Origin of the sequence: Leucobacter sp. USHLN154 (assembly GCF_037145595.1) — a bacterium.
Lineage (GTDB): Bacteria > Actinomycetota > Actinomycetes > Actinomycetales > Microbacteriaceae > Leucobacter > Leucobacter alluvii.
The window spans coordinates 38,525-61,947 of the sequence record NZ_JBBCXF010000002.1; the positions used below are offsets into that span (position 1 = coordinate 38,525).

Sequence of the window (23,423 nt, forward strand, 5' to 3'; positions counted from 1 at the left end):
GCGAGCCGTTACGCGGTCGTATTGATGATCAGGCCGATGTGCGTGAAGTAGTTGAGTGCCCCGAAGAGCAGGAACGCCAGCCCGGCGAGCCCCCAGGCGATGCCCGCGACGAGAGCGACGGGCCGCAGCTTCGGTCCGGCTGAATCGAAGCCCCTGAGGGCGAAGGGGAAGAGCACGGCGCCCACTCCGACGAGCGCGAAGAGCCCCGACATGAAGGTCGCCTCCACCCACGGGTACTCGGCGAATGCACCCGAGATGGGCTCTTCCGGCGGCGCGGCGAAGAGCTGGAACACCATTCCAGCGGCGGCGATCCCGAACATCGCGAGACCCAGTCCGAAGACGAAGATACCGAGTGGTCGGGCGGTGCGCGCGAGGTGCGCCCCCGGGTCTGGAGCCGCCGTGATGGCGGCGGAGCGGCGCCACAGCAGGAAGGCTGCTGCCAGCAGCAGGACGCCGAATCCGAGACTCGGCTCTCCGAAGATGATGTTGTCGAACGGGAAGTAGGCGGCGAGCGGCCAGGTCAGGGTCATATGCGCGCCGGTGAGCGTCAGGATGCTTCCGAGCACGCCGGCGGTCAGCGCCCACCCCTCGGGAGCGAACTCCACTGGTTTGCGAAGCGCGCGCACCAGCCCGAGTATCCAGAGCAGCCCCGCACCCGCTGCGAGCGACATGATGGTGTTGTACGTGGGCATCAGCGTCCAATCGACGATGAGCCCGTCGGCTTCCATGAGCACCGGTTCTCCCCTTTCCATCGGCACCGAACGCACCGATGCCTTCAGGTGTACCGAACGAGCAGGAGCCCTGCCACCGCCTTGACGCGGCGGCCGCGCGAACTACCTCAGCCTGGTGTCCCAGAACTCCCTGAGCTGCTCGCTCTTGCGGAACACGATCGTGTCCCACTCCTCGTCGGTGGTGGTCGAGTCGGCGAAGTCGGAGGGGATCTTGAACATCTGCAGCGCGGCCCCGAAGCGCGCGCACACGCTGGCGTACGCGTAGGCCTCCATGTCGACGAGGCTCGCACCGAGGCCTGCGATGGTCGCGCGCTGGGCATCGTCTTGCACGAACACATCGCCGGTCGCGATGGTGGCGGTCGCCTCCGGGGGCAGGATCGCGTCGCCGGCGGGTCGCAGCTCCGGCGACGGCAGCGAGAAGTCGTGCTGCACCACTCCGGTGATCTGGTAGACCGCGTCGAGCGATGGGCGCTCGGGGCCGTCGCTCACGACGCCTGCCGTTCCGAGCACCACAACGCGATCGACGGGACGCTCGGAGAGCTCCGCGGCGAGTGCTACCGCAGCGTTGACCTTGCCCACTCCGGTCACGAGGTGAGCCACATCGGAGAAGGCCGAAGCCTCGTCGCGGTGTGCGAACACGAGCAGGGTGGTCGGTTCAGTCATCGGCGCTCCCAGCGGCGCTCACGCGCCTATTGATCCACATCTTCGAACCCACACTAGCGCTTTTCGAAAATGTGTTCTAATATGAGGAGTCGGGTTCGCGAGCCGTACGCATGATCGCCGTTGAACGGCACGTCGAGATCACCTCAACTCTGCGTCACCAGCCGCGACACCCACCGAGCACCGAAGGCCTTCAGACGAGGCTGGTCCCCCGATGAGACCGGTGCAGTTGCGCTCCGCTATCGATCGCAAGAGATCGAACGGGCTGTACCGACGCAGCCCCGGCGAAGCAGCGCAGGCTCCCAGTGAGCCCACCCCCGAGAACTGCTCGGGGATCGCGCACCGTGACGGTGCGCCACGAAAGGAACACCATGACTTCGCATACTCGTATGCCCAATATCGCAGACGTGCGGCCGGCGGCCGCCCCCCTGCGCACGCCCTACCACTCCCTCAGCGGAGCCGAAGACATGCTCGTGCCCGACTGGGCCCAGCGCCGCTCGGTCTACCGCAGCTCTGGCCGCACGCTCTACGTCGTCGAGACCGATCGTCTCGACGAGGCGCGCGGCGACCTCAAGCGCCTCGATCGCGCCGGCTGGAACGTGAGCGTGTCAGAGCGCCTCGCGGGCGACCGCACGCGGATCGCGCTGACCCGCAAGGAGCTCGCGCGCGCAGCGTAACGCTCGCGTACGGAGAACGGGCCTGCACCTTCGGGTGCGGGCCCGTTCTCGTACCCGGGCCCCGACGCCGTTCAGGAGTCACGTTTCGTCATGCCAGGAGATGTCGTGCCCACGCTCGATACTCTGGTGCCCATGAGAAACTGGGTCGCATGAGCGACGTCGAACTTGCCGAAGTAGAGAGCTTTTCACTGGATCACACGAAAGTGCTGGCACCGTACGTGCGCCTCATCGGGGTCGAGCGCGGCCCGAAGGGCGACGCGATCTCGAACTTCGACATCCGCCTGGTGCAGCCGAATGAGGCGGAGATTCCCACGGCGGGCCTGCACACCATCGAGCACTCGCTCGCCGCGCTGCTGCGCACCCGATTCGACGGGCTCATCGACATCTCGCCGTTCGGCTGCCGCACCGGATTCCATCTCATCGCCTGGGGCGAGCCGAACGTCGAGACGGTCGCCGAGGCGATCAAGAGTTCGCTCACCGATCTGGCGGAGCGCATCACCTGGGACGACGTGCCGGGAACGGAAGCAGTGAGCTGCGGCAATTACCGCGATCACAGCCTGCATTCTGCGCGTGAGTGGGCGAAGATCGTGCTCGCCGAGGGCATCAGCCTCGACGCGTTCGACCGCTCCCGCATCGCATAGGGAGTGCGTCGGAGCCCGCAACGGCTGACACTGCGGGCCGCGTCGGGTTACGCCGCGGCCCGCGAGGCCCACTCGTCGATCAGACCGGGCAGTTCGCTCATGTCTGAGAACACGATCGACGCGCCTGCTCCGCGCAGCATCCCTGTGTCGGTGCGCACCGGGCTGTCCGGGGAGAATCCGAACACCGTCGCGCCAGCTGCGATACCGGCCGTCACACCGGCGACCGTGTCTTCGACGACGAGCGCCGAAGCGGCGTCGACGCCGAGCGCCGCAGCGGCGGCGAGGTAGACGTCGGGAGCCGGCTTGCTGCGGGGCTGCTCCATGCCGCTGAACACCCGGTCGCCGAACCAGCGCCCGAGCCCGGTGACGTCGAGCTGCATCTCGATCTTGACGCGATCGGCGCCGGAGGCGAGCGCGATGCGGTCGCCGAAGCGCTCGGCGACCGCCGCGATCATCGCCTCCACTCCGGCTACGGGTTGCACGCTGACGCGCAGGGCGTCATCCCGGCGTACATGGAATTCGTGGATCCAGGCGTCCGTGATCCTGAAGCCGGTGTGCGCGAGGATCACTTCCCACTCGTCCACCAGGGCCCGCCCGATGAAGGTGCGCACGGTCTCGTCGTACGAGATCTCCCATCCCAGCTCGCGCAGCATCTCTGAGAGCAGCTGGATGGTGATCGTCTCTGAGTCGACGAGCACGCCGTCGCAGTCGAAGAGCACCGCGGAGAACGACGAGTGCGCGCTGCGTGCCGGTGCGCTCACGACACCAGCACGTCGAGCGCGGCGGTGAGCGCGGCGTCGACCGCCTGCACGACGATCTCGCGATACGGGTCGTAGTCCCCCATCGCGACGTCGGCCGCGGCGAGGGGGTTCCCGTCGATGGCGAAGAGGCCGCCCGTCTCGATGCCGTGGAGTGCAGCGATGACGAACAGCGTGGCCGCCTCCATCTCGACGGCGACGACGCCGGCGCGCTGCCACAGCGGCAGGTCGACTCCGGTGATCACGTCGCTCGGGTAGAACATGTCGCCCGTCAGCACGACGCCGCTGTGCACGTCGAGCCCGGAACTGGCAGCACCGGCTTTCAGGGCGACCGTCAGTTCCGGGGTCGCGATGGCGGGAAACTCGGTCGGCACCAGCTGGTGGCTCACGCCGTCCGCGCGCACCGCCCCGGTCGCCACGACAATGGCGCCGTCGACGATCTCCGACTGCATGCCGCCCGCGGTACCCGAGCGGATGATGCGGGTGACGCCGCCTCGTGCGAGCTCTTCGAAGCACACCGCGGCTCCGGCTCCCCCGACGCCGTGCGAAGCCACGGTCACGGGCACACCCTTCCAGGTGCCTGCGTAGACGTGATACTCGCGGTTCACGGCGAGCTGCCGCATGTCGTCGAGCCGTTCGGCGACGCGGGCCGCGCGCCCGGGGTCGCCGACCACGAGTGCTCGGTCGGCGAGGTCGGATACGCGGGCGCGCAGCAGGGGAAGTTCGGCGTCGGCGGGGAGTCGGACGGGCATGAGGACCTTTCGATGTGTCGGGGGATGGAATGCGTTGAGGGCGCGCTCAGTCGGTACGCGCTGCAGCGCTCAGTCGCGCGCGAGCCTCGGCGGCCCGCAGGCGGATCGCGTCGGCATCGAGCGTCAGGTGCTCGCCCTCCGCGTACACATGCCGTCCGCCGATGAAGACGTGACGCACGTCACCGCCCGTCGCGGAGAAGCCGAGGTGCGAGACGAGCGCTGCCGGCTCGAACGGAATCGCGGCGGATCCCGTGACGTCGAGCGCGATCACGTCGGCGAGGCGCCCGGCTTCGAGCGCGCCGGTCTCCGGGAAGCCGATCGCTTCGGCGCCGCGCCGCGTGGCGATGTCGAGCACGTCCGATGCGCGCACGACCGCGGCGTCCTGGCGCGCCCCGCGGTGCAGGATGGTGCCCGTTTTGATCTCCTCGAAGAGGTCGAGCGTGTTGTTGCTCGCGACGGAGTCGGTGCCGAGCGAGATGCGCAGCCCGGCGGTCTGCCACTCCGGAAGCGGAGCGATGCCGTTGCCGAGCTTCAGGTTCGAGACCGGGTTGTGGCTGACCGCGGTGCCGGTGCGCGCGAGCAGTGCGATCTCGTCTTCGGTCAGGTGCACGCAGTGCGCGGCGAGCACCTCGGCCTCGAAGAGTCCGAGCGCGTCGAGATGCGCCGCTGGCGTCGCCCCGTAGCGCTCCTCGATCTGCGCGACCTCGGCTGCCGACTCGGAGATGTGGGTGTGAATCGGGATCCCGTGGGCGACGGCCCGCCGTGCGATGTCGCTCAAGAACTCGGGCGGGCACGTGTAGGGCGCGTGGGGGCCGTAGGCGATCCGCACCTGCGCATCGCCAGAGTACTGGGCCGCCAGCGCCTCGGTCTGCTCGGTCGCATCGGCGCCGTTCCAGGGCGAGACGCCGGGAAACCCGACCGCATCCGGAGCGAAGGATGCGAGCGCGACGAGGGCGCGCATGCCCGCGGTGCGCACCAGCTCGATGAGTTCGGCATCCCAGTGGTACATGTCGGCGAACGCGGTCGTGCCGGTCTCGATCATCTCGACCATCGCGAGCTGCAATCCGACTGCGACATCGTCGTGCGTGAGATGCTGCTCGAGCGCTTGCACCGCCGCCAGCCACGGCATGAAGCCCTCATCGTCGGAGACGCCGCGCAGGAGCGTCATCGCGGAATGCGTGTGCCCGTTCACGAGTCCGGGCATGAGCACCTGCCCCGCGAGTTCGTGCACCACGCGGTCGCTCGCCGACGCCGCGTCCGGGCGGGCGGATCCGGCGTACGTGATCCGTCCCGAGCCGTCGAAGGCGAGTTCGGCGTCGGCGACCACACCCGCAGGCGTCAGCATCGCGTCGGCGCGCAGCACCGTCTCGTAATCGCTCATCCGCAGCTCCGTTCTCGATTCGGGAAGAGGGTCATCGGTCACCAGCCCGGCGTGGCCAGCATGCCGCCGTCGACGGCCAGATCCTGCCCGGTGATGAACCCGGCAGCCGGTGACGCGAGCAGCACGCACGCGCCGCCGATGTCGGCCGCAGTGGCGAGTCGGCCGAGCGGGGCTCGGCTCGTCCAGCTCGCGACACCCTCCGGCCAGGCGTCCGCGAGACCGGGTCGGTCGACGAGACCGGGAGACACGGAGTTGACGCGGATGCCGAGCGGACCGAGTTCCAGCGCCGCCGCGCGGGCGTGCATCACGAGCCCCGCCTTCGCCGCGGCGTAGTGCGCGTGCGCCGGGCTCGGCCGGGATGCCTCGATCGAGGCGATGTGCGTGATCCACCGGTCGCCGCCGGTCGCGCGCATCACCGCGGCCGCGGCCTGCGAGAGCTCGAACACCGCTCCGAGGTTCGTGCCGAGCACCTCGTCCCACTCGCTCCTCGTCGTATCGGCGAGCATCGCAAGCGGCTGCACTCCGGCGTTGTTGACGAGTCCGTCGAGACCGCCGAGGGCCGCCACGGCGTCATCGACCAGCGACGATGCGGCACCCGCGAGGGCGAGGTCGGCGCGCACGGGCTCGACCTCAGCGCCGGCTTCACGCAGCTCCCGCACGAGCGCGCCCACGGCATCGCTCGATTCCCGGGTCGCGCCGCGGTAGTGCACGGCGAGGCGCGCGCCGGCAGCCGCGAACGCGCGTGCGATGCCGCCCCCGATACCGCCGGAGGCGCCCGTGATCAGCACCCGCTGACCTGCGAGATCCGGCAATCCGCGTCCCACCATCTGTTCAGCCCCCCATCCGTCGTTGCCGAGACGAGTAGTCGCGCAGCGCGCGCAGCAGGTCCACCTCGCGCAGGTCCGGGTACAGCGCTTCCACGAAGTAGAACTCGGAGTGCGCCGACTGCCAGATCATGAAGTCGGAGAGCCGCTGCTCACCCGAGGTGCGAATCACGAGATCGGGATCCGCCTGCCCCCGGGTCCAGAGATGCTCACCGATGAGCTCGGGCGTCAATCGCTCGGCGAGCGTGTCGATGGTGCCGCCGGCCGCCTGATGCTCGGCGATGACGCTGTGCATCGCCGCGGTGATCTCGCTGCGGCCGCCGTAGCCGACGGCGAGGTTGATGTGCAGGCCGTCACGATCGGCGGTCGACTGCTCGGCCGCACGCAGGGCGTCGGTCAGTTCCGACGACAGCCCGTCGCACGTGCCGACGTGCTTCACGCGCCACCCCGGGTGCTCGGCGAGGAGTTCGGCGAGTTCCGCGATGATGCCGAAGAGGTCGTCGAGTTCCTGGCGATCCCGCGCGCCCAGGTTGTCCGCGGAGAGCAGGTACAGCGTGACGGTGCCGACTCCGACCTCTTCGCACCAGCCGAGGAACTCGGGGATCTTGCGGGCTCCGGCGCGATGCCCGAAGGCGGCGCGCTCCTGGAGACGCTGTTTCGCCCAGCGACGATTCCCGTCGACGATCACGGCGATGTGCTGGGGAACCTGGCGCCGATCGATCTCGCGGCGCAGGCGCCGCTGGTACAGCCGGTAGAGCAGACCGGCCCGCGGATTCGACGGCTGGGCACTCACGTTCCGAGTGTACCGGCTCGACCTGATGCGCGCCCGTCGCGAGGAGGAGGCCGGGACCATACACTCGAGGTCATGACGTCGCAGGAGGAACGACCGCTGCCCGAACCCGATCGCCTCTCGATCCCGCTCCTCGAAGACGCCATCGATCACCCGCAGGAGCAGCCGGGTGCCACGCGCGAGGCGAAGCCGACGTGGCGGGGCTGGATCCACGCGGGGACCTTCCCGCTCACGATCGTGGCGGGGATCGTGCTCATCAGCGTCGCCGACGGGCCGCTGGCGAAGTGGGCGTCCCTCGTCTACACGCTCTCGAGCATGCTCCTCTTCGGGGTCTCGGCGCTCTACCACCGCGGCAACTGGAAGCCGAGCACGCGGCAGGTGTTCCGGCGTCTCGACCACGCCAACATCTTCGTGCTGATCGCCGGAACGTACACGCCGATCGCGCTCCTCGCGCTGCCGCTCGACAAGGGCGTGCTGCTGCTCGTGCTGGTCTGGGTGGGCGCCCTGCTCGGCATCGGATTCCGGGTGTTCTGGCTCGGCGCGCCGCGATGGCTGTACGTGCCCCTGTACGTGCTGCTCGGCTGGGCCGCCATGATGTACATCGTCGATATCGCGCACGCGAACTTCGCGGCGATGGTGCTCGTGGTGGTCGGCGGTCTGCTCTACACGCTCGGCTCCGTGATCTACGGCACGAAGCGCCCGAACCCGATTCCCGGCGTCTTCGGGTTCCACGAGATCTTCCACGCGCTCACCGTGGTCGCCTTCCTCTGCCACTGGACGGCGGCGCTCCTGCTCGCGCTCGACCCGTTCTTCCTGCGGTAGCGCTCACGGTCGGAGTGCCGCCGCCCCACCCCTTCACTGGCGAGGCGGGTGCGCCGCGACCACGGCGACGATCCGTTCCACCGGCAGCGCCGCGTCGACGGTGATGCCCGGCTCATCCTGAGCGAGCGGCTCGAGGGTCTCGAGCTGCGAATCGAGCAATCCGGCCGGCATGAAGTGGCCGACGCGCACCTCCAGGCGGGCGAGCAGTTGGTCACGGGGCACATCGAGCTGCACGAACCACAGCGGTACCGCCGTCGCGGCGCGCAGTCGGTCGCGATACGTGCGTCGCAGGGCCGAGCATGCCACGGTCACCGCATGCCCCTCGCCCGCCGCACGCGTGATGCTCGCGCCGACGCGGTCGAGCCAGGGCCAGCGATCCGCGTCGGTCAGCGGTGTGCCGCGCCGCATCTGATCGACCGCTTTCGCCGAGTGCAGGTCGTCGGCGTCGATGCAGAGGCCGCCGCGTGCGGCGGCGAGCGCGGCGGCGACGGTGCTCTTGCCCGCGCCGGAGACCCCCATCACGACGAGCGCCCGCCCGGCGAGCTGCGAGCCGGCGGCCGTGTCGGCGGACGTGCGTTCCATGCGCTTCAGTGTGCCACGCGATGTGCTGCACCTCTGTGTGGGGTTTCGGAACGGCACAGACCTCGGCCTCGGTGAGCAGCGGGGCTTCGGTGAGCAGCGGGGCCTCGGTGAGGCGGATACCGCCAATCCGGTCTCACGGTCGCTGAATCCCTCACCGTAGCCGCCGGAACCGCTTCGGCACCCCCAATGCCCCGCTATCCCCCAGCCGCGAGCGTCTCAAGCACGGCGGCCCCGTACCGCTCGAGCTTGACCTGCCCGATGCCGGAGATCGCGAGCAGTTCTTCGTCGGTCTTCGGCTCGTGCACGGCCAGGGCGGCGAGGGTGGCGTCGCCGAATACGACGTATCCCGGCACGCCCTGGGTGCGCGCTTCGCCGGCCCGCCAGGCGCGGAGGCGTTCGAAGATCTCGGCCTGATCCGGCGTCAGGTCGGCCGCGGCTGCCGAGCGCTTCTCGCCGCCGCCACTCCGGGAGGCGCGCCCACGGCCGCCGGAGGAGGCGCGGGTGACGACCTCCTCGCGCATCATCACCGCTTCTTCGCCGCGCAGCACCGGCTTCGCCGCTTCGGTCGGAGCGAGCACACCCCACTCGCCCTGCGCTTCGAGCAAGCCGGCTGCGAGCAGGTGGCGCACGACACCGCGCCACTGCGCCACCGACCACTCGGTGCCGATGCCCCAGGTCGAGAGCTCGTCGAGCCGCATCTGCGTTGCGCGCTCCGATGTGACACCGCGCAAGACATCGATGTGCTGACCGGCGGCGTACGTGCGATTGCGCTCCTTCTGCGTGCGAATGACGGTCGACAGCAGCATCTGCGACGGGATCGTCGCATCCCAGAGCTTCGGCGGCGTCAGGCAGACGTCGCAGTTGCCGCACGGTTCCGCGCGGTCCTCGCCGAAGTACCGCAGCAGGAAGACGCGGCGGCACTGCACGCCTTCGCAGAGCGCGAGCATCGCGTTGAGGTGCCTGGTCTGGCTCGCCCGCGTCGCCTGATCGCCGTCGCCGGACTCGATCATCTGCCGCTGCTGCACCACGTCCTGGAGCCCGTACGCGAGCCAGGTGTCTGACGGGAGACCGTCGCGACCGGCGCGGCCCGTCTCCTGGTAGTAGCCCTCCACGGATTTCGGCAGATCGATGTGCGCGACGAAGCGCACATCGGGCTTGTCGATGCCCATGCCGAACGCGATCGTCGCCACGACCACGACCCCGTCCTCCCGGAGAAAGCGCGTCTGCGCATCGAGTCTCACGTGCGCCGGGAGCCCCGCGTGGTACGCGACGGCGTCGACTCCCGCGTCGCGCAGCGCAGCCGCGGTCTGCTCGACGCGCTTGCGGCTGAGGGCGTACACGATGCCAGCTTCCCCGGCATGCTCCCCGCGCACGAAGTTGATGAGCTGGGCGCGCGCGTTCTGCTTCGATTCGATGCGGTAGCGGATGTTGGGCCGATCGAAGCTCGACACGAAGTGCCGCGCACGCTGCAGGTGGAGGCGTTCGGTGATCTCACGGTGCGTCTCGGGCGTCGCCGTGGCGGTCAGCGCGATGCGCGGCACATCCGGCCAGCGCTCGGCGAGCGCTCCGAGCCGCAGGTAGTCGGGCCTGAAGTCGTGCCCCCACTGGGAGACGCAATGGGCCTCGTCGATCGCGAAGAGCGCGATGCGACCCTGCGCCAGCAGCTCGACCGTTCCGGGTGCCGACAGTCGCTCGGGTGCGAGGTAGAGCACGTCGAGCTGCCCGTCGCGATACGCCTGCTCGACGGCGCGGCGATCCTCGATCGACATCGCCGCGTTCAGCGCGGCCGCGCGCACACCGACGAGCTGCAGTGCAGCGACCTGATCGTGCATCAGCGCGACGAGCGGCGACAGCACGATGCCGGTGCCCTCGCGCACGAGCGACGGAATCTGGTAGCAGATCGACTTGCCGCCGCCGGTGGGCATGAGCACCACCGCGTCACCGCCGCCGATGATCTGCCGGATGATGTCTTCCTGCTCGCCGCGGAACGCGTCGTACCCGAACACCTCGGCGAGGACCTCGCGCGGGTCTCGCCCGACCTGCGGGCCCGCCGCTTGGTCACCGGATTGAGCGGTCGCGCCGACACGACTGCTTCCGGGGGCGGGCGCACGCAGATCGTCGGGTGCCGGTGCACCCCACGCTTCGCCGGGCCAGCGCTCGTCGTCGCCGAAGTCGAAGTCGGCGCTCTGCTCGTCCGGTACCGACGCCCAACCGCCCGTCACGCGTTCAGCCTCGCGGCTCGGCGCCCGGCTCGGCACGCGGGCCGCCACCGGGTTCGGAGCTCGGGTCTGCGTCTGGGTCGACCACCGGCCGGGACGGCCCCTGCGGGTCCGTGCCCGCGCTGCCGACCGTCCCGTTCTGCTCGGCGAGCTCCTGCTCGATCTGCTCCCGCACCTCGGCCCGGTAGCTGTTGCGACGCAGACGCCGCACCATGTTGAAGCCGAGCGCGATGATGCCGATGCCGAGCGCCGCGAACGCGATGAAGCCGGCCACACCAGGACTCACCGTGTCGGGATCGAACTCAGTCTCCTCGGCAATGCGCACGGCGGTGTTCAACAGGCTCATGCGCCCTCCTCGATTCCCTGGAACAGGTCGGCTTCGAACTCGCTCGTGGCGACGCGGGAGGCGGCGAGGCGGTAGTCCTCGAACGGCCAGGCCTGGCGCTGCAGTTCGTTGGGCCAGAAGAAGAAGGTGCTGTCGGGCGGCACCTGGCTCGCGTGGGCGCGCAGGGCCTCGTCGCGACGCTCGAAGAAACGCCCGACGTCGACGCTCGCAGTGCCGACGTAGGGGCGACGCGTCATCCACTCGCGGATCTCGGTGAACTGCTCGATCATGGGCGACGACGGGTCGTTGTCGGTGAGCCACTGGTAGATCGTCTCGACGCGCTTCGCGTTGAAGATCTCTTCGTAGTAGAGCTTCGACATCTCCCACGGTTCGCCCGCCTCCGGGTACGCGTCGGGGTCTCCGGAGAGCTCCCAGGCGATGCGGCTGATGTCGTGGCAGCGGATGTGGTCGGGGTGCGGGTAGCCCCCCTGCTCGTTGTACGTGATCATGACGTGGGGGCGGAACTCGCGCACGATGCGCACGAGCGCTTCCGCCGAGACATCGGCCGGGATCCCGGCGAACGAGGTCTCCGGCACGATCTCCCCCTCATCGGGAAGACCGGAGTCCTGATACCCCAGCCACCGGTGCTCGAACCCGATGATCTCGCGCGCTCGCGCCATCTCATCACGGCGCAGGCCGGGCAGGTCTCGCCGGCTCTTCGGGTCGCGCGAGACGAGTTCGTTGAGCAGGTCGCCCCGCTCTCCCCCGGTGCAGCTCACGATCAGCACTTCGGCACCGGCGTCCACGTAATGCGCGTAGGTTGCGGCGCCCTTGCTGGACTCGTCGTCGGGGTGCGCGTGCACCGCGATCAACCTGAGCGTCATGAGGGTCCTCTCACATGCTTCCCGGGAGCTTCCCGGTACTCTGGCAACGAAGATTCAGTTTACCCAGCGCAGATCGGAGCTTGCCGTGCCGCAGGCCGATATCTCCTCCGGAGGCACCTCGGGCGCCCCCGTCGCCACGCCGGCCGCTGCGCTCGCCCGACCGACCGACGCGCGGCAGTCACTCGAGGATCGCTACGGCACCGGACGCAGGGCCAGCTTCGACCGCCGCTTCGCCTGGACGGCCGCGGCCCTCCTCGTCGCCGCCGGCATCGCCTTCCTCGTGTTCAGCGGTTGGCAGCAGCCGAACCGCGTGGCGTTCCAAGACATCGGGTACACGAAGAACGGCGACACCAGCCTCGATATGAAGTTTCAGGTGACGACTGAACCGAACACGCCGGTGGCCTGCGCCGTCGAGGCGCTGAACACCTCGAAGGCGACCGTCGGCTGGAAGATCGTGGAGCTGCCGGTGACGGACCAGCAGTCGCACACCGTGACGGCGAGGGTCGTCGTCACGAACCCCGCGACGGCCGCTTCAGTGCGCGACTGCTGGGTGATCGAGGAGCCGGCGGCGAGCTGAGTCCACGCACTCAACGCGGTGCATCGCTGTCCCAGTCAACCCCTGGGCGCCGATCTGACACCCGGACCGCGCCCTGGTAGCCTGGGGGTTCGCGCCCTGCATGGTTCAGGGCGCTCTCTTGTATCTCGGGCGCGTTTGCGCATTAATTCTGAAACGAGGATCGTCATGGCCGAGCCCACCCAGACCTGGCTGACCCAGGAAGCTTACGACCGGCTCAAGGGTGAGCTGGAGCAGCTCTCCGTGGCCGGCCGCAAGGAGATCGCCGCGCGCATCGAGGCGGCGCGCGAGGAGGGCGACCTCAAGGAGAACGGCGGCTATCACGCGGCGAAGGACGAGCAGGGCAAGATGGAGGCCCGGATTCGCGACCTCGAGGAGTTGCTCAAGCACGTCGTCGTCGGTGAGGCTCCTGAGGCGAGCGGCGTCGTCGAGGTCGGCACGGTCGTGACCGCGACGATCTTCGGAGATGAAGAGCGCTTCCTGCTCGGCAATCGCGAGCTCGCCAATGGCTCCGACCTCGACGTGTACAGCGCCGAGAGCCCCCTCGGCGCTGCGATTCTCGGCCGCAAGGTCGGCGAAGAGGTCAGCTACTCGGCCCCCTCCGGCAAAGAGATCGCCGTGAAGATCGTCGCAGTCAACACCTACGCGGGCTGATCCGGCGCAGCGCTGAAGATCAGCAGCAGACTTTCCGGGGCGGGGCCGCATCAGCGGCCTCGCCCTCACTCGTACATCGAGATGTTGATCGGCCCCGTGAGATCGGGCGCCGGCGCCCGCAGGCCCCGCGTCTTCACCAGCAGGTAGACGATGCCGAGCGCCAACCAGATGCCGCCGATGATCATGGAGATCGAGTCGAGGCTCAGCCACAGCCACACGTTGATCGCGACGCCGACGGCGGGAACGGCGACGAACGTGACCCAGGCTCCCGCCGTGCGCCGCTTCAGGAAGCGGAAGAACACGAAGATCACGGAGAGGTTCACGAACGTGAACGCGATGAAGGCGCCGAAGTTGATCATCGACGCAGCCTGATCGAGGTCGACGAACAGCGCCGTGAGCGCGACCAGCGCGACGATCAGCACGTTGACGACGGGGACGCCGGTGCGCGGGTTCACGGTGCCGAAGAGCCGGCGCGGCAGCGCACCGTCGCGGCCCATCGCGTAGAGCAGGCGGGCAGCACTCATCTGCTGCGTGATCCCGCACCCGAGCACGGCCATCATGTACCCGCCGACGAAGATCGCCTGGAATGCGGCCCCGCCGATGTACTTCGCGATCTCGGGCGACGCGCCCACGATATCGGCGAGCTGCGTCACGTCGGGGAACAGCGTCTGCATCACGTAGGTGACCGTGATGAAGAACGCACCGGCGACCGCGATGATGATGAAGATGGCGCGGGGAATGTCGCGCTCGGGCTTCTCCGCCTCCTCCGCGAGGGTCGAGACCGCATCGAAGCCGAGGAACGACAGGGCGAGGATCGCGGCTCCCGCGGCGATCGCGGCGCCCTGCACGTCGCTCGAGATGAACGGGCGCGCGGTGAACTCCGCCCCGTTCGCTCCGTTCACGATATTGATGATCGTGAGCACGACGAAGACGACGGCGACGACGAGCTGAATGCTGACGAGGATCACGTTCATGCTCGCCGCGAGCTTCACTCCGACGAGGTTGAGCACCGTGCAGATCGCGACGGTGAGCAGCACCCACACCCAGAAGGGCACCCCCGGAATCACCGCGGTCATGTAGATCGCGGAGAGGATGGCGTTGATCATCGGCAGCAACAGGTAGTCGAGCGTCGCGACCCATCCCACGAGAAAGCCCAGGTGCGCGTTGATGGCCTCCTTGGCGTAGGTGTAGGCGGATCCTGCGATCGGGAAGAACCGGACCATGCGCGAGTAGCTGAAGGCGGTGAAGAGCACCGCGATCATCACGACCAGGTAGGCGAGCGGGACGTGGCCGCTCGTGACATCGGCCACGATTCCGAACATGTCGAAGACTGCGAGCGGCGCCATGTAGGCCAGGCCGATGAAGACCAGGTGGCGCAGCTTCAGGGTGCGCTTGAGGGAGCCGCTTTCGCCTGCGACCTCGTGGGCGAGACGTTCGTCGCCGACGGCGACTGCTGAGTGGGATGGCATCGTTGACATCTGGGGTCCTCTATTCGGTGTGCTGAATCAGTGAGTGTGCGTATGAGCGCTCGCCGCGGGCTCGGAGCAGACCTGCCCGGCGCCGGCCGGATCGGTCGCCAGTGCGGCCGCAGCAGCACCGCCGAGTTCGCCGCGGGCATCGTGGATCGCAGCACCGCTGACCACGGTCAGGTCGGCCCGCTGCTCGAGCAGTTCGGCGGGTTCCATCGCGTAGAGATCGCCCGACCAGACGACGACATCGGCGAGCGCTCCGACGCGCAGTGCGCCGACCTCGTGCTCGCGGTGGAAGGCCTCCGCGCCGCCCAGGGTGTACGCGCGCAGCGCGCGGTCGAGATCGAGCCGCTCCCCGAGGGTCCAGGCATCGCCTCCGTCGAGGCGGGCGCGGGTCATAGCGCTGTACAGGCCGATCAAGGGATCCATCTCGCCCACCTGCCAGTCGCTGGAGAACGTCACGCGCGCGCCGGAATCGAGCATGGACTTGAAGCGCCACGCGCGATCCCAACGCGATTCGCCCACGTTCTCCATCCAGGTGCCGGCCACCAGGTCGGGTGACGCGTGCCGCGGCTGCATGGCGGCGACGACGCCGAGGTCGGCGAATCGCGGGAGATCCTGGGGCGCGAGGCACTCGACGTGCACGATGCCGTGGCGGGTGTCGAGCCGTCCGTTCGCGCGCTGGGCGGCCTCGATCGAATCGAGCGTCAGCCGGATCCCCCAGTCGCCGGTGGCATGGGTGTGCACCTGGTAGCCGAGCCGATCGAGTTCGACGAAGAGCTTCGTGAACTCCGTCGGTTCGAGGCTCGGATGCCCTCGGTGGCCCGGACGGTTGGCGTAGTCCTCGAGCATCGCGGCGGTGTGCGGTTCGATGACGTCGTCGGCGTACAGCTTCACGGGGCCGAGCGTGAAGCGCTCGTGCTGCGGCGTCTCGCGGATGGCCTCGGTGATGCGCGCGCGGAAGTCGCCGTCGGCGCCGACCGGGTGGTAGATGGCGGCCGTGGTACGGCTCGTGAGCTTGCCCTCGCGTTCGGCGCGGGCGAAGAGGTCGAGTTCTGCGAGGGGCACCTGCGGCTCGACCACCGAGGTGATGCCGGACCGCGCAGCCATCTCCAGGCTATTCGTGATCTTGCGGTAGCGCCGGTCGGGCGAGTACATCGGAATGTCGCGCTGCAGCTCGGCCAGACCGTCGATGGTCATCGCGCTCGTGTAGAAGTCGGTGACCCACCCGGTGGGCTCGCCCGTCGCGGCGTCGATCTCGGGGTTGCCCCACGCGATGTCGCCGCCGTTCAGAATGCCGAGCTTCGCGAGCGCGGGCCGGTTCAGCCACACGGAGTGCTGATCGTAGGTCGTGATGAAGACCGGGCGGTCGGTGACGCCGGTGAGGTCGTCGGCCCGGGGGCGGCGGCCCTCGACCACGGAGTACAGGGCGTTCTCCGCGCAGATCCAGTCGAGCTCTGGGTGCGTTTCGGCGAACTCGGCGATGCGCGCACGCACGACGTCGAGGCTCTGCACCTGATCGAGGCTGACCGCGAGGTCGTCGAAGCCCAGCAGCAGATGGTTGTGCGTATCGGCGACGCCCGGCGTGAGCAGGCGCCCGTCGAGCTGCACGACGCGGCGAGCGGCGGGAGCGTCCGCCGCGGAACCGACGTACGAGATGCGATCACCGGTCACGCCGACCGCTTCGGCCCAGGGCTGCGCGGGATCGAAGGTGCGGATGCTCCCACCGGTAAACAGGGTGTCGACGGCCATGTCAGCTCCTCGGCGCTCGGCTCGACGGCGATCCGCCGAGTTCTTTTACTCAAGAGTAAATTAATTTACTCGTTTGTCAAATAATGCTGCTGTGCCGGACGGATCCGACACCCAGGTCCAGCCACCAGCCGGCGCGACACCCAGCCGGCTGGCACTCAGCCGGGTCACTTTCGGAGGGTGTCGCTCCCCCGATCCCCCGCAACACGCTCCGCAACTGACCCGCCTCGGGCGAGGCACGAGGAACGGACGGGCCGCGGCCCGCCCGCCCGCCCGCCCGCCCGCCCGCGCCTCGGCTGGCATACTGGCAGGCATGGCCCGACCGAGCACCCAGCAGCAGCGCCGCAAAGAGGTCGTCGACGCAGCGCTCGCGGCCGCCGCGCAGCACGGGCTCCGCAGCCTGTCGCTCACGGACGTCGCGAACCAGGCCGGCGTGACCCGCGGCGCACTGCTGTACTACTACGACGACCTCGACGCGATCCTCGTCGAGGCGCACGCCGCCGGCATGGAGCGCGTGGGAGCCGAGCGCGCCGCCCTCGTCGCGCGGGAGGTCGGCGCCCCCGCCAAGCTCGCGGTCGCCATCACGGCCGGCTTGCCGACCGGCCCCGACGACGCCCTGATGAGCCTGCTCTACGAATTCGACGTGCTGGGCGGCAAATCACCGCTGCACGACGAGCTCGTGCAGCGGCTCTACGGGGAGCAGCTCGCGCTCTACCGGGAGATACTGGCAGAGGGCGTGGAAGCGGGCGCCTTCTCGCTCACCGGCCCGCTCGACGACATCGCAATGAACCTCGTAGCGCTCGAAGACGCCTACGGATTGCACATCACCGGGGGCGGCAGCATCACGGTCGCCGACGCACGACGCGCGATCGCGCTGTATGCGCAGCAGGCCGGCGCCCCACTCCCGGCTTGATGCCGCGCTCCACCCCGCGCTTCACTCCGTCGGCTGCCGCCGTGGGCGGCACCGAGCGCTCCGGCGCCACGCAACGCGTGTCGCTTCAGTAGCGCTCCACCCCGCGCTTCGCTCCGTGGGCTGCCGCCGTGGGCGGCACCGAGCGCTCCGGCGCCACGCAACGCGTGTCGCTTCAGTAGCGCTCGCCCACCCGCACGATGTACCCGGCGTCGCGCAGGGCCTGGGCGACGATCTCCCCGTGGTCGTGACCGCGCGTCTCGATGTGGAGTTCGAGCTCCACCTCGCTGATCGGCAGCTCGGTCGCGTGACGGGTGTGGATCACCTCGACGACATTCGCGTTGTGCTCGGCGACGATCGACGCCGTGCGCACCAGCTGGCCGGGCACGTCGGGGAGCAGGATGCGCAGCTTGAGGTAGCGAGCCGACGCAGCCAGACCGTGGCCGATGACGCGCTGCAGCAGCAGCGGGTCGATGTTGCCGCCCGAGAGGATCACCGCGGTGGGTCCGCTGACCCGCGCCTTCCCGGCGAGCATCGCGGCCACGCCGGCGGCTCCGGCGGGCTCGACGACCATCTTGGCGCGTTCGAGCAGCACGACGATGGCTCGAGCGATGTCGTCGTCGCTCACCGTGACGACTTCGTCGACGTAGTCGCGCACGTACTCGAACGTGCGGTCGCCCGGGCGCGCGACGGCGATGCCATCGGCGATCGTCGGCTTCGTGATGATCGTGACCGGCTCTCCGGCATCGAGCGACGCCACGAAGGGCGACGCGTTCTCCGACTGCACGCCGATGATGCGCATGGGGGTTCCGTCGCGCTCGGCCCGCAGTTTCGCCGCCGCGGCGACGCCGGAGACGAGGCCGCCGCCGCCGATCGGCACGACGATGGTCTCGATCTCAGGCGCTGAGTCGAGGATCTCCAGGGCCACGGTCCCCTGGCCGTGGATCACAGCCTCGTGGTCGAAGGGCGGGATGAACACGGCGCCCGTCTCGGCCACGAACCGCTGCGCTGCCGCGTTGGTCTCGTGGAAGGTCGCGCCTTCGAGCACCACCTCGGCCCCGTAGCCTCGGGTCGCCTGCAGCTTCGGCAGCGCGACGCCGAGCGGCGTGAAAATCGTCGCCTTGATGCCGAGCTCGCGCGCCGCGAACGCGACGCCCTGGGCATGGTTCCCGGCCGACGCGGCGACGACGCCGCGAGCGCGCTCCTCCGGCGTGAGCTGCGTGAGTCGGTAGTACGCGCCGCGCAGCTTGTACGCCCCGGTGCGCTGCAGGTTCTCGCACTTCATGTACACCGTCGGGACGTCGAGAATCTCGGCGAGATACCGCGAGCTCTCGAGCGGGGTGCGCTGCGTCACCTGGTGCACGACCTCGAGCGCGCGCTCGAAATCGGCGAGCGTGGGCGCGGGGGCCTGCACGGGAAGCACCGGTGCTGGGGTCTGCTCGGTCATGAACGTCCTTCCTTGCGTCGCATCTTGGCGACGGCTCGCGCACGATGCTTGGCGCGATGCTGCAACTGATATCTGCGGTGGTAGTCGGCCACGGGGTCGACGCCCGTCTCCCACTGCCGCTTGACGAGAACATTGACGATCGAGTTCGCTGCCGCGGCGAGAGGAACGGCGAACAGGGCGCCCGGGATGCCGGCGAGCAGAGCGCCCGTCGAGACGGCGAGCACGACGCCGAGCGGGTGCACGCGCACCGCGCTTCCCATCACCAGCGGCTGGAGCACGTGGCCCTCGATCTGATTGACGAGGATCACGACGCCGAGCATGAGCAGCGCGTTGACCGGCCCGTTGTAGACGAGGGCGACGAAGGCGGCGAGCAGGCCGGTGCTGATCGCGCCGAGGAACGGGATGAATGATCCGAGGAAGACGAGGATCGCGATGGGGATGGCGAGAGGCACTCCCAGCACCGCAGCGCCAACGCCGATGCCGACCGCGTCGACGAAGGCGACGAAGATCTGCACCCGGACGTACTGTCCGACCGACACCCACCCGGCGCGCCCGGCCGCGTCGACCGGCGCGTGCGCGCGGGCGGGAAGGAACCCGAGGACCCAGTTCCAGATGCGACGGCCGTCGATCAGCATGAAGATGAGGGAGAAGAGCGTGAGCAGGAGGCCGGCGACGAACTGGCCGGCCGACGTGGCGACGCCGAGCGCGCCGTTCCAGAGCTCCGACTGATGCTCTTGGACGGTCTTCCAGATCTGGTCGGTGAACGCCCCGATCTCGTTGGCCGAGATGCCGAACGTGGCCTCCGCCCAGCGGAGCATCTCCCACCACACCTCCTCGGAGCGGCTCGTGACGTCGCCGAGCCCGTCGCGCAGCTGGGTGATGATCAGCGTGAGCAGCACCCAGACGAGCGCGATGAAGAGCGCGAGGGCGAACACGACGCCGAGGGAGCGCGGCAGCTTCTGCCGCTCGAACCAGTGCACGATGGGGGCGAGGAGCGCGGTGAGCAGGATCGCGACCAGCAGCGGGATGACGATGATCCGCACCTGCACGACGAGCCAGAGGAAGCCCGCGAGGGCGATGCCGATCAGTACCAGGCGCCATGACCATGCCGCCGCCACCCTCACTCCGAGGGGAAGCTCGTGCGCCGCGTCGCCTCGAGTATCGAGGTCTCGGCTGTTCTGGGGGTCTTCCACAGGGCAATCCTAGCGACGGGGCGGTTCGAAGCTGGTCATATGCCGGGTTCGCGCAGCTTGCCGAGCCACCGGCGCACCAGCGCATCCTTCCGCGACGTGAACGGCGGCATGATCGTCGAGGAGAGCGTGTCCGGGGTAAGCGGTTTTGCGAGCACGGCTTTCTCGTGGCTGAAGGCGCGGAACGACCGTTCGCCGTGATACGCGCCCATGCCGCTCTCACCGACCCCGCCGAAGGGCAGCTCGGGAACGACCAGGTGCAGCGCCGGCGCGTCGAAGCCGAGCGCGCCCGAGCTCGTCTCGCGCTCCCACCGCCGCCGCACTGCGGTGTGCTCGCTGAACACGTAGGCCGCGAGTGGTTTCTCGCGGCCGGCGACGAATGCCAGCGCGTCGTCGAGCCCGGAGACCTCGACGAGGGGCAGGATCGGCCCGAAGATCTCGTCCCGCATCACCGCCGCCGTTCGCTCGACGCCGACGAGAACCGTCGGGGCGATGAATCTCCGTGCGGCATCATACGCTCCGCCGAGTACGATCTCGCCGTCATCGAGGAAGGCGACGAGTCGGTCGAACTGGGCGGCGTTGACGATGCGTCCGTAGTCCGGGTTCTTCTCGGGAGCGCTCCCGTAGAGATCGTGCACGGCTTCCGCGAGCAGTGGGGCGAGTGCTCGGAGCACCTCCGGGCGTCCGAGCACGTAGTCGGGTGCGACGCACGTCTGACCGGCATTCATGAACTTTCCCCAGGCGATCCGACGCGCCGCGAGGTGCAGCGGCACCGTCCCGTCGACGTACGCCGGGGATTTGCCGCCGAGCTCGAGCGTCACCGGCGTGAGGTGCTCGGCCGCGGCGCGCGCCACGATGCGGCCGACGCGGGCGTTGCCCGTGTAGAAGATGTGATCGAATCGCTCGGCGAGCAATGCCGTCGTCTCGGGCACCGCCCCCTCGATGACGGCGACGGCGCGTCGGTCCAGCACGTCGGGCACGAGGCGCGCGATCAGCGCCGAGGTCGCGGGAGCGAGCTCGCTCGGTTTGATGACGACCGAGTTGCCCGCGGCCAGTGCGCCGACGACGGGCGACAGGGCGAGCATCAGCGGGTAGTTCCAGGGGGCGATCACGAGCACGACTCCGAGCGGCTCCGGCACGATGCGCGCGGAGGCGGGCTGCACGGCGAGGGGGACGCGCACGCGTCTCGGCCGCATCCAGCGGGAGAGGTGCGCGAGGGCGTGATCGATCTCGGAGACGAGGAAGCCGATCTCGGTGAGCTGGGCTTCCGTGCCCGATTTGCCGAGATCAGAACGCAGTGCCGCCTCGAAGTCTGCGCCGCGATCCTGCAGCAGCGCCCGGAGGCGCATGAGTTGCTCGCGACGCCACACCTCGGGGCGCGTGATGCCTCGTGAGAAGCTGTGCCGCAGCCCGGCGACGATCATCGGAATCCGGTCGAGTGCGGTCGCAGTCATGCGGTCACACTACTCCGGACGGCTTACCAGAAGTGCAGCGCCGGGATGATGAGGAAGATGCCGACGAGCACGACGAGCACGGAGAGCCCGAAGCAGATGTTCGCGAGCACGGTCGCCCAGGTGGGGCGACCGGCAGCGTCGACGTCGTCGTCCTCATCGTCGCGCGAGGGGCCGTTCGGCGCGACCGAGCCGTCGGCCAGCCGGGGCGCGGGCGCGGGGGTCGCGAGGAACCTCAGTCCGAGCGAGTACAGCGAGACCACGAAGAGCGCCGAGACGAGCGCCGCCCCGAAGACGATGATGAATGCCATCCAGTCGATCATCGGTCACCCTCCTGCTGCTGCTGCTGCGCTCGCGCGGTCGGGATCGGCCCGTACCCGCCGGGCATCGCGTCGCCCGCGCGCTCGGCTTCAAGAGCTGCTTGACGTGCGGCTTCGCGCGCCGCTTCCTTCGCCGCCTCGTCGTCGCGGATCGCCGTCTGCGCGACGGGGCTCAGCGGCTTCACCGATCCGGTCTTCGTCTTCGGCGGCTTGACCTTGCCCTTTCGGATTCGCACGGCATACCCCGATTCGGCGACGTCCGGCGCTGGGATCGCGTTGGAGTGGTCCACCTTGTTGCGGCTCGAGCGCCAGAAGATGAACAGGATGAAGGCGAGCCCGAGTACGGCATCGATGATCACGCCGATCATTCCGGTGTGCGCGATCGCGGCCGCGATGGCGCCGACGGCGCCGGAAGCCGGCAGGGTGAAGAGCCAGCCGGAGGCGATGCGGCCGACGGTGCGCCACCGCACGCTGGAGCCGCGGCGGCCGAGGCCGGAGCCGATGACGGATCCGGAAGCGACCTGGGTCGTGGAGAGCGCGAACCCGAGGTGGCTCGAGGCGAGGATCGTGGCTGCGCTGCTGGTCTCGGCGGCGAAGCCTTGCGCGGGCTTCACCTGGGTCAGACCGGCGCCGAGGGTGCGGATGATGCGCCAGCCGCCCGAGTACGTGCCGACCGCGATGGCGAGCGCGCAGGCGACGACCACCCACAGGTGGGGGCCGGTGCCGGGCTCCTGCAGGTTCGCTGCGACGAGGGTCAGCGTGATGACGCCCATCGTCTTCTGGGCGTCGTTCGTGCCGTGCGCGAGCGCGATGAGCGAGGACGACGCGATCTGCGCGTACCGGAACCGGCCGCGTCCGTCCTTCTTCCCGTCGTGGCGGCGGGTGATCGCGTAGGCCACCTTGGTCGCGGTGAACGCGACGATGCCGGCGGTGAGCGGGGCGGCGACCATCGGGATCAGGATCTTCGACAGGAACACTCCCCCGTTGATCGCCGCCACGCCGGCACCGACGATCGCTGCACCGATCAGGCCGCCGAAGAGGGCGTGCGACGAGCTCGAGGGCAGGCCGTAGAGCCAGGTCACGAGGTTCCAGACGATCGCACCGATCAGCCCGGCGAAGATCAGTTCCGGAGTGATGAGCACCCCGTCGCCGCCCTCGTTGATCAGGCCGCCCGAGATGGTCTTGGCCACCTCGGTGGAGAGGAACGCCCCCACGAGATTGAGGATCGCGGCGAGCGTCACCGCGGTCTTCGGCTTCAGCGCACCGGTCGCGATGGGCGTTGCCATCGCGTTCGCGGTGTCGTGGAAACCGTTCGTGAAGTCGAAGAAGAGGGCCAGTACGATGACCAGCAACACGATGATGGTGAGTTCCACCGGCGTCTTTCGGTTCGGGGTCGGGGGGTCCTTTCGAACACCGGCGAAGTCATCTCGTGTTCACGTTCCCGTAAACCCGGGTTGGCCCGCAAGCGCCGTAATCATGGTTCCACCTCGCCCCTGGCAGGTCAAGCTGGCCCTTCCCCGTTCACGTTCCGTTCACCTGGATGTGGGAAACGGGCGCGAGCACGCCGTGAGCGAACCTCCGCCCGGCTCGGTGCGGCGACTCATGCGTCCTCA

General features: G+C 69.1%; 24 protein-coding genes. 6 read left to right on the forward strand and 18 right to left on the reverse strand.

Annotation, left to right across the window (positions count from 1 at the left end):
* Positions 1-8: 8 nt before the first annotated feature.
* The gene (locus WFH23_RS04315) at positions 9-752 is read right to left on the reverse strand and encodes a DUF981 family protein (protein WP_336661923.1); all 744 of its coding nucleotides are present in this window, start codon (positions 750-752) and stop codon (positions 9-11) included.
* A gap of 81 nt (positions 753-833) precedes the next feature.
* Positions 834-1,394 carry a phosphorylase family protein gene (locus tag WFH23_RS04320; protein ID WP_336661691.1) on the reverse strand — a complete coding sequence of 187 codons (561 nt, stop codon included), beginning with the start codon at positions 1,392-1,394 and terminating at the stop codon, positions 834-836.
* 368 nt (positions 1,395-1,762) lie between these two features.
* Between WFH23_RS04320 and WFH23_RS04325 the strand changes: the two genes are divergently transcribed.
* Both WFH23_RS04325 and WFH23_RS04330 read left to right on the forward strand, forming a co-directional pair.
* Positions 1,763-2,068, forward strand: coding sequence for a hypothetical protein (locus WFH23_RS04325; RefSeq protein WP_090151630.1), 306 nt, complete (start codon positions 1,763-1,765; stop codon positions 2,066-2,068).
* Between the two features lie 149 nt (positions 2,069-2,217).
* The gene (locus WFH23_RS04330; protein ID WP_336661692.1) at positions 2,218-2,709 is read left to right on the forward strand and encodes an S-ribosylhomocysteine lyase; all 492 of its coding nucleotides are present in this window, start codon (positions 2,218-2,220) and stop codon (positions 2,707-2,709) included.
* Positions 2,710-2,756: 47 nt separating this feature from the next.
* On the opposite strand, the gene WFH23_RS04335 is transcribed toward WFH23_RS04330, so the two are convergent.
* From WFH23_RS04335 to WFH23_RS04355, 5 genes are read right to left on the reverse strand one after another with little or no spacing between them, the layout of a single operon-like run.
* Complete coding sequence (locus WFH23_RS04335; protein WP_336661693.1) at positions 2,757-3,470, reverse strand: HAD family hydrolase; 714 nt, start codon at positions 3,468-3,470, stop codon at positions 2,757-2,759.
* Complete coding sequence (locus WFH23_RS04340; protein WP_336661694.1) at positions 3,467-4,219, reverse strand: nucleoside phosphorylase; 753 nt, start codon at positions 4,217-4,219, stop codon at positions 3,467-3,469. The genes WFH23_RS04335 and WFH23_RS04340 overlap by 4 nt, the downstream gene beginning before the upstream one ends.
* Before the next feature lie 46 nt (positions 4,220-4,265).
* Positions 4,266-5,600, reverse strand: a complete 1,335-nt coding sequence (locus WFH23_RS04345) for an amidohydrolase (RefSeq protein ID WP_336661695.1) — start codon at positions 5,598-5,600, stop codon at positions 4,266-4,268.
* Between the two features lie 38 nt (positions 5,601-5,638).
* Positions 5,639-6,427, reverse strand: a complete 789-nt coding sequence (locus WFH23_RS04350; RefSeq protein WP_336661696.1) for an SDR family NAD(P)-dependent oxidoreductase — start codon at positions 6,425-6,427, stop codon at positions 5,639-5,641.
* Positions 6,428-6,431: 4 nt separating this feature from the next.
* Entirely contained in the window at positions 6,432-7,217 is a 786-nt protein-coding gene (locus tag WFH23_RS04355) for an isoprenyl transferase (protein WP_090151835.1), read from the reverse strand.
* 72 nt (positions 7,218-7,289) lie between these two features.
* On the opposite strand from WFH23_RS04355, the gene trhA reads away from it, so the two are divergent.
* Entirely contained in the window at positions 7,290-8,036 is a 747-nt protein-coding gene (gene trhA, locus WFH23_RS04360) for a PAQR family membrane homeostasis protein TrhA (protein WP_336661697.1), read from the forward strand.
* 33 nt (positions 8,037-8,069) lie between these two features.
* On the opposite strand, the gene WFH23_RS04365 is transcribed toward trhA, so the two are convergent.
* The 4 genes from WFH23_RS04365 to mca form a co-directional block, all read right to left on the reverse strand.
* Positions 8,070-8,618 (reverse strand): gluconokinase, encoded by a 549-nt coding sequence (locus WFH23_RS04365; RefSeq protein ID WP_336661698.1) that lies wholly within the window; start codon positions 8,616-8,618, stop codon positions 8,070-8,072.
* Between the two features lie 194 nt (positions 8,619-8,812).
* Positions 8,813-10,840: a DNA helicase RecQ gene (gene recQ, locus WFH23_RS04370; RefSeq protein WP_336661699.1), complete on the reverse strand. Its 2,028-nt coding sequence runs from the start codon at positions 10,838-10,840 to the stop codon at positions 8,813-8,815.
* A 4-nt stretch (positions 10,841-10,844) separates the two neighbouring features.
* The gene (locus WFH23_RS04375) at positions 10,845-11,183 is read right to left on the reverse strand and encodes a hypothetical protein (protein ID WP_336661700.1); all 339 of its coding nucleotides are present in this window, start codon (positions 11,181-11,183) and stop codon (positions 10,845-10,847) included.
* Positions 11,180-12,046: a mycothiol conjugate amidase Mca gene (gene mca / locus WFH23_RS04380; RefSeq protein ID WP_090151658.1), complete on the reverse strand. Its 867-nt coding sequence runs from the start codon at positions 12,044-12,046 to the stop codon at positions 11,180-11,182. Before mca ends, WFH23_RS04375 begins: the two co-directional genes overlap by 4 nt.
* An 85-nt stretch (positions 12,047-12,131) precedes the next feature.
* Between mca and WFH23_RS04385 the strand changes: the two genes are divergently transcribed.
* Positions 12,132-12,623 (forward strand): DUF4307 domain-containing protein, encoded by a 492-nt coding sequence (locus WFH23_RS04385; RefSeq protein WP_336661701.1) that lies wholly within the window; start codon positions 12,132-12,134, stop codon positions 12,621-12,623.
* 165 nt (positions 12,624-12,788) lie between these two features.
* Entirely contained in the window at positions 12,789-13,274 is a 486-nt protein-coding gene (gene greA / locus WFH23_RS04390; protein WP_336661702.1) for a transcription elongation factor GreA, read from the forward strand.
* Between the two features lie 65 nt (positions 13,275-13,339).
* Here greA and WFH23_RS04395 read toward each other — a convergent pair whose 3' ends face one another.
* Together WFH23_RS04395 and WFH23_RS04400 are read right to left on the reverse strand one after the other, a co-directional pair.
* The gene (locus WFH23_RS04395) at positions 13,340-14,752 is read right to left on the reverse strand and encodes an APC family permease (protein WP_200332485.1); all 1,413 of its coding nucleotides are present in this window, start codon (positions 14,750-14,752) and stop codon (positions 13,340-13,342) included.
* 27 nt (positions 14,753-14,779) lie between these two features.
* A complete protein-coding gene (locus tag WFH23_RS04400) occupies positions 14,780-16,495 on the reverse strand; it encodes an amidohydrolase (protein WP_336661703.1) in 1,716 nt (571 codons plus the stop codon).
* A 310-nt stretch (positions 16,496-16,805) separates the two neighbouring features.
* Between WFH23_RS04400 and WFH23_RS04405 the strand changes: the two genes are divergently transcribed.
* The gene (locus WFH23_RS04405) at positions 16,806-17,405 is read left to right on the forward strand and encodes a TetR/AcrR family transcriptional regulator (protein ID WP_336661704.1); all 600 of its coding nucleotides are present in this window, start codon (positions 16,806-16,808) and stop codon (positions 17,403-17,405) included.
* 172 nt (positions 17,406-17,577) lie between these two features.
* Here the strand turns inward: WFH23_RS04405 and ilvA are convergent, their stop codons facing one another.
* Genes ilvA through WFH23_RS04430 form a run of 5 tightly spaced genes read right to left on the reverse strand, consistent with a single transcriptional unit; the run spans position 17,578 to position 23,183 of the window.
* The gene (ilvA, locus tag WFH23_RS04410) at positions 17,578-18,849 is read right to left on the reverse strand and encodes a threonine ammonia-lyase (RefSeq protein ID WP_336661705.1); all 1,272 of its coding nucleotides are present in this window, start codon (positions 18,847-18,849) and stop codon (positions 17,578-17,580) included.
* On the reverse strand, positions 18,846-20,042 hold the full coding sequence (locus tag WFH23_RS04415; RefSeq protein WP_090151678.1) for an AI-2E family transporter: 1,197 nt from the start codon (positions 20,040-20,042) through the stop codon (positions 18,846-18,848). Before WFH23_RS04415 ends, ilvA begins: the two co-directional genes overlap by 4 nt.
* Positions 20,043-20,077: 35 nt before the next feature.
* Positions 20,078-21,493: an aldehyde dehydrogenase family protein gene (locus WFH23_RS04420; RefSeq protein WP_336661706.1), complete on the reverse strand. Its 1,416-nt coding sequence runs from the start codon at positions 21,491-21,493 to the stop codon at positions 20,078-20,080.
* Positions 21,494-21,516: 23 nt separating this feature from the next.
* Positions 21,517-21,813: a hypothetical protein gene (locus WFH23_RS04425; RefSeq protein WP_090151685.1), complete on the reverse strand. Its 297-nt coding sequence runs from the start codon at positions 21,811-21,813 to the stop codon at positions 21,517-21,519.
* The gene (locus WFH23_RS04430; RefSeq protein ID WP_336661707.1) at positions 21,810-23,183 is read right to left on the reverse strand and encodes an inorganic phosphate transporter; all 1,374 of its coding nucleotides are present in this window, start codon (positions 23,181-23,183) and stop codon (positions 21,810-21,812) included. The genes WFH23_RS04425 and WFH23_RS04430 overlap by 4 nt, the downstream gene beginning before the upstream one ends.
* Between the last annotated feature and the right edge of the window lie 240 nt (positions 23,184-23,423).

Excerpts from the sequence above, each read along its gene's own strand:
- WFH23_RS04315 (WP_336661923.1), bottom strand. The coding sequence starts at position 752 with ATGGAAAGGGGAGAACCGGTGCTCATGGAAGCCGACGGGCTCATCGTC.
- WFH23_RS04320 (WP_336661691.1), bottom strand. The coding sequence starts at position 1,394 with ATGACTGAACCGACCACCCTGCTCGTGTTCGCACACCGCGACGAGGCT.
- WFH23_RS04325 (WP_090151630.1), top strand. The coding sequence starts at position 1,763 with ATGACTTCGCATACTCGTATGCCCAATATCGCAGACGTGCGGCCGGCG.
- WFH23_RS04330 (WP_336661692.1), top strand. The coding sequence starts at position 2,218 with ATGAGCGACGTCGAACTTGCCGAAGTAGAGAGCTTTTCACTGGATCAC.
- WFH23_RS04340 (WP_336661694.1), bottom strand. The coding sequence starts at position 4,219 with ATGCCCGTCCGACTCCCCGCCGACGCCGAACTTCCCCTGCTGCGCGCC.
- WFH23_RS04345 (WP_336661695.1), bottom strand. The coding sequence starts at position 5,600 with ATGAGCGATTACGAGACGGTGCTGCGCGCCGACGCGATGCTGACGCCT.
- WFH23_RS04350 (WP_336661696.1), bottom strand. The coding sequence starts at position 6,427 with ATGGTGGGACGCGGATTGCCGGATCTCGCAGGTCAGCGGGTGCTGATC.
- trhA (WP_336661697.1), top strand. The coding sequence starts at position 7,290 with ATGACGTCGCAGGAGGAACGACCGCTGCCCGAACCCGATCGCCTCTCG.
- WFH23_RS04365 (WP_336661698.1), bottom strand. The coding sequence starts at position 8,618 with ATGGAACGCACGTCCGCCGACACGGCCGCCGGCTCGCAGCTCGCCGGG.
- WFH23_RS04375 (WP_336661700.1), bottom strand. The coding sequence starts at position 11,183 with ATGAGCCTGTTGAACACCGCCGTGCGCATTGCCGAGGAGACTGAGTTC.
- mca (WP_090151658.1), bottom strand. The coding sequence starts at position 12,046 with ATGACGCTCAGGTTGATCGCGGTGCACGCGCACCCCGACGACGAGTCC.
- greA (WP_336661702.1), top strand. The coding sequence starts at position 12,789 with ATGGCCGAGCCCACCCAGACCTGGCTGACCCAGGAAGCTTACGACCGG.
- WFH23_RS04395 (WP_200332485.1), bottom strand. The coding sequence starts at position 14,752 with ATGTCAACGATGCCATCCCACTCAGCAGTCGCCGTCGGCGACGAACGT.
- WFH23_RS04400 (WP_336661703.1), bottom strand. The coding sequence starts at position 16,495 with ATGGCCGTCGACACCCTGTTTACCGGTGGGAGCATCCGCACCTTCGAT.
- WFH23_RS04405 (WP_336661704.1), top strand. The coding sequence starts at position 16,806 with ATGGCCCGACCGAGCACCCAGCAGCAGCGCCGCAAAGAGGTCGTCGAC.
- ilvA (WP_336661705.1), bottom strand. The coding sequence starts at position 18,849 with ATGACCGAGCAGACCCCAGCACCGGTGCTTCCCGTGCAGGCCCCCGCG.
- WFH23_RS04420 (WP_336661706.1), bottom strand. The coding sequence starts at position 21,493 with ATGACTGCGACCGCACTCGACCGGATTCCGATGATCGTCGCCGGGCTG.
- WFH23_RS04425 (WP_090151685.1), bottom strand. The coding sequence starts at position 21,813 with ATGATCGACTGGATGGCATTCATCATCGTCTTCGGGGCGGCGCTCGTC.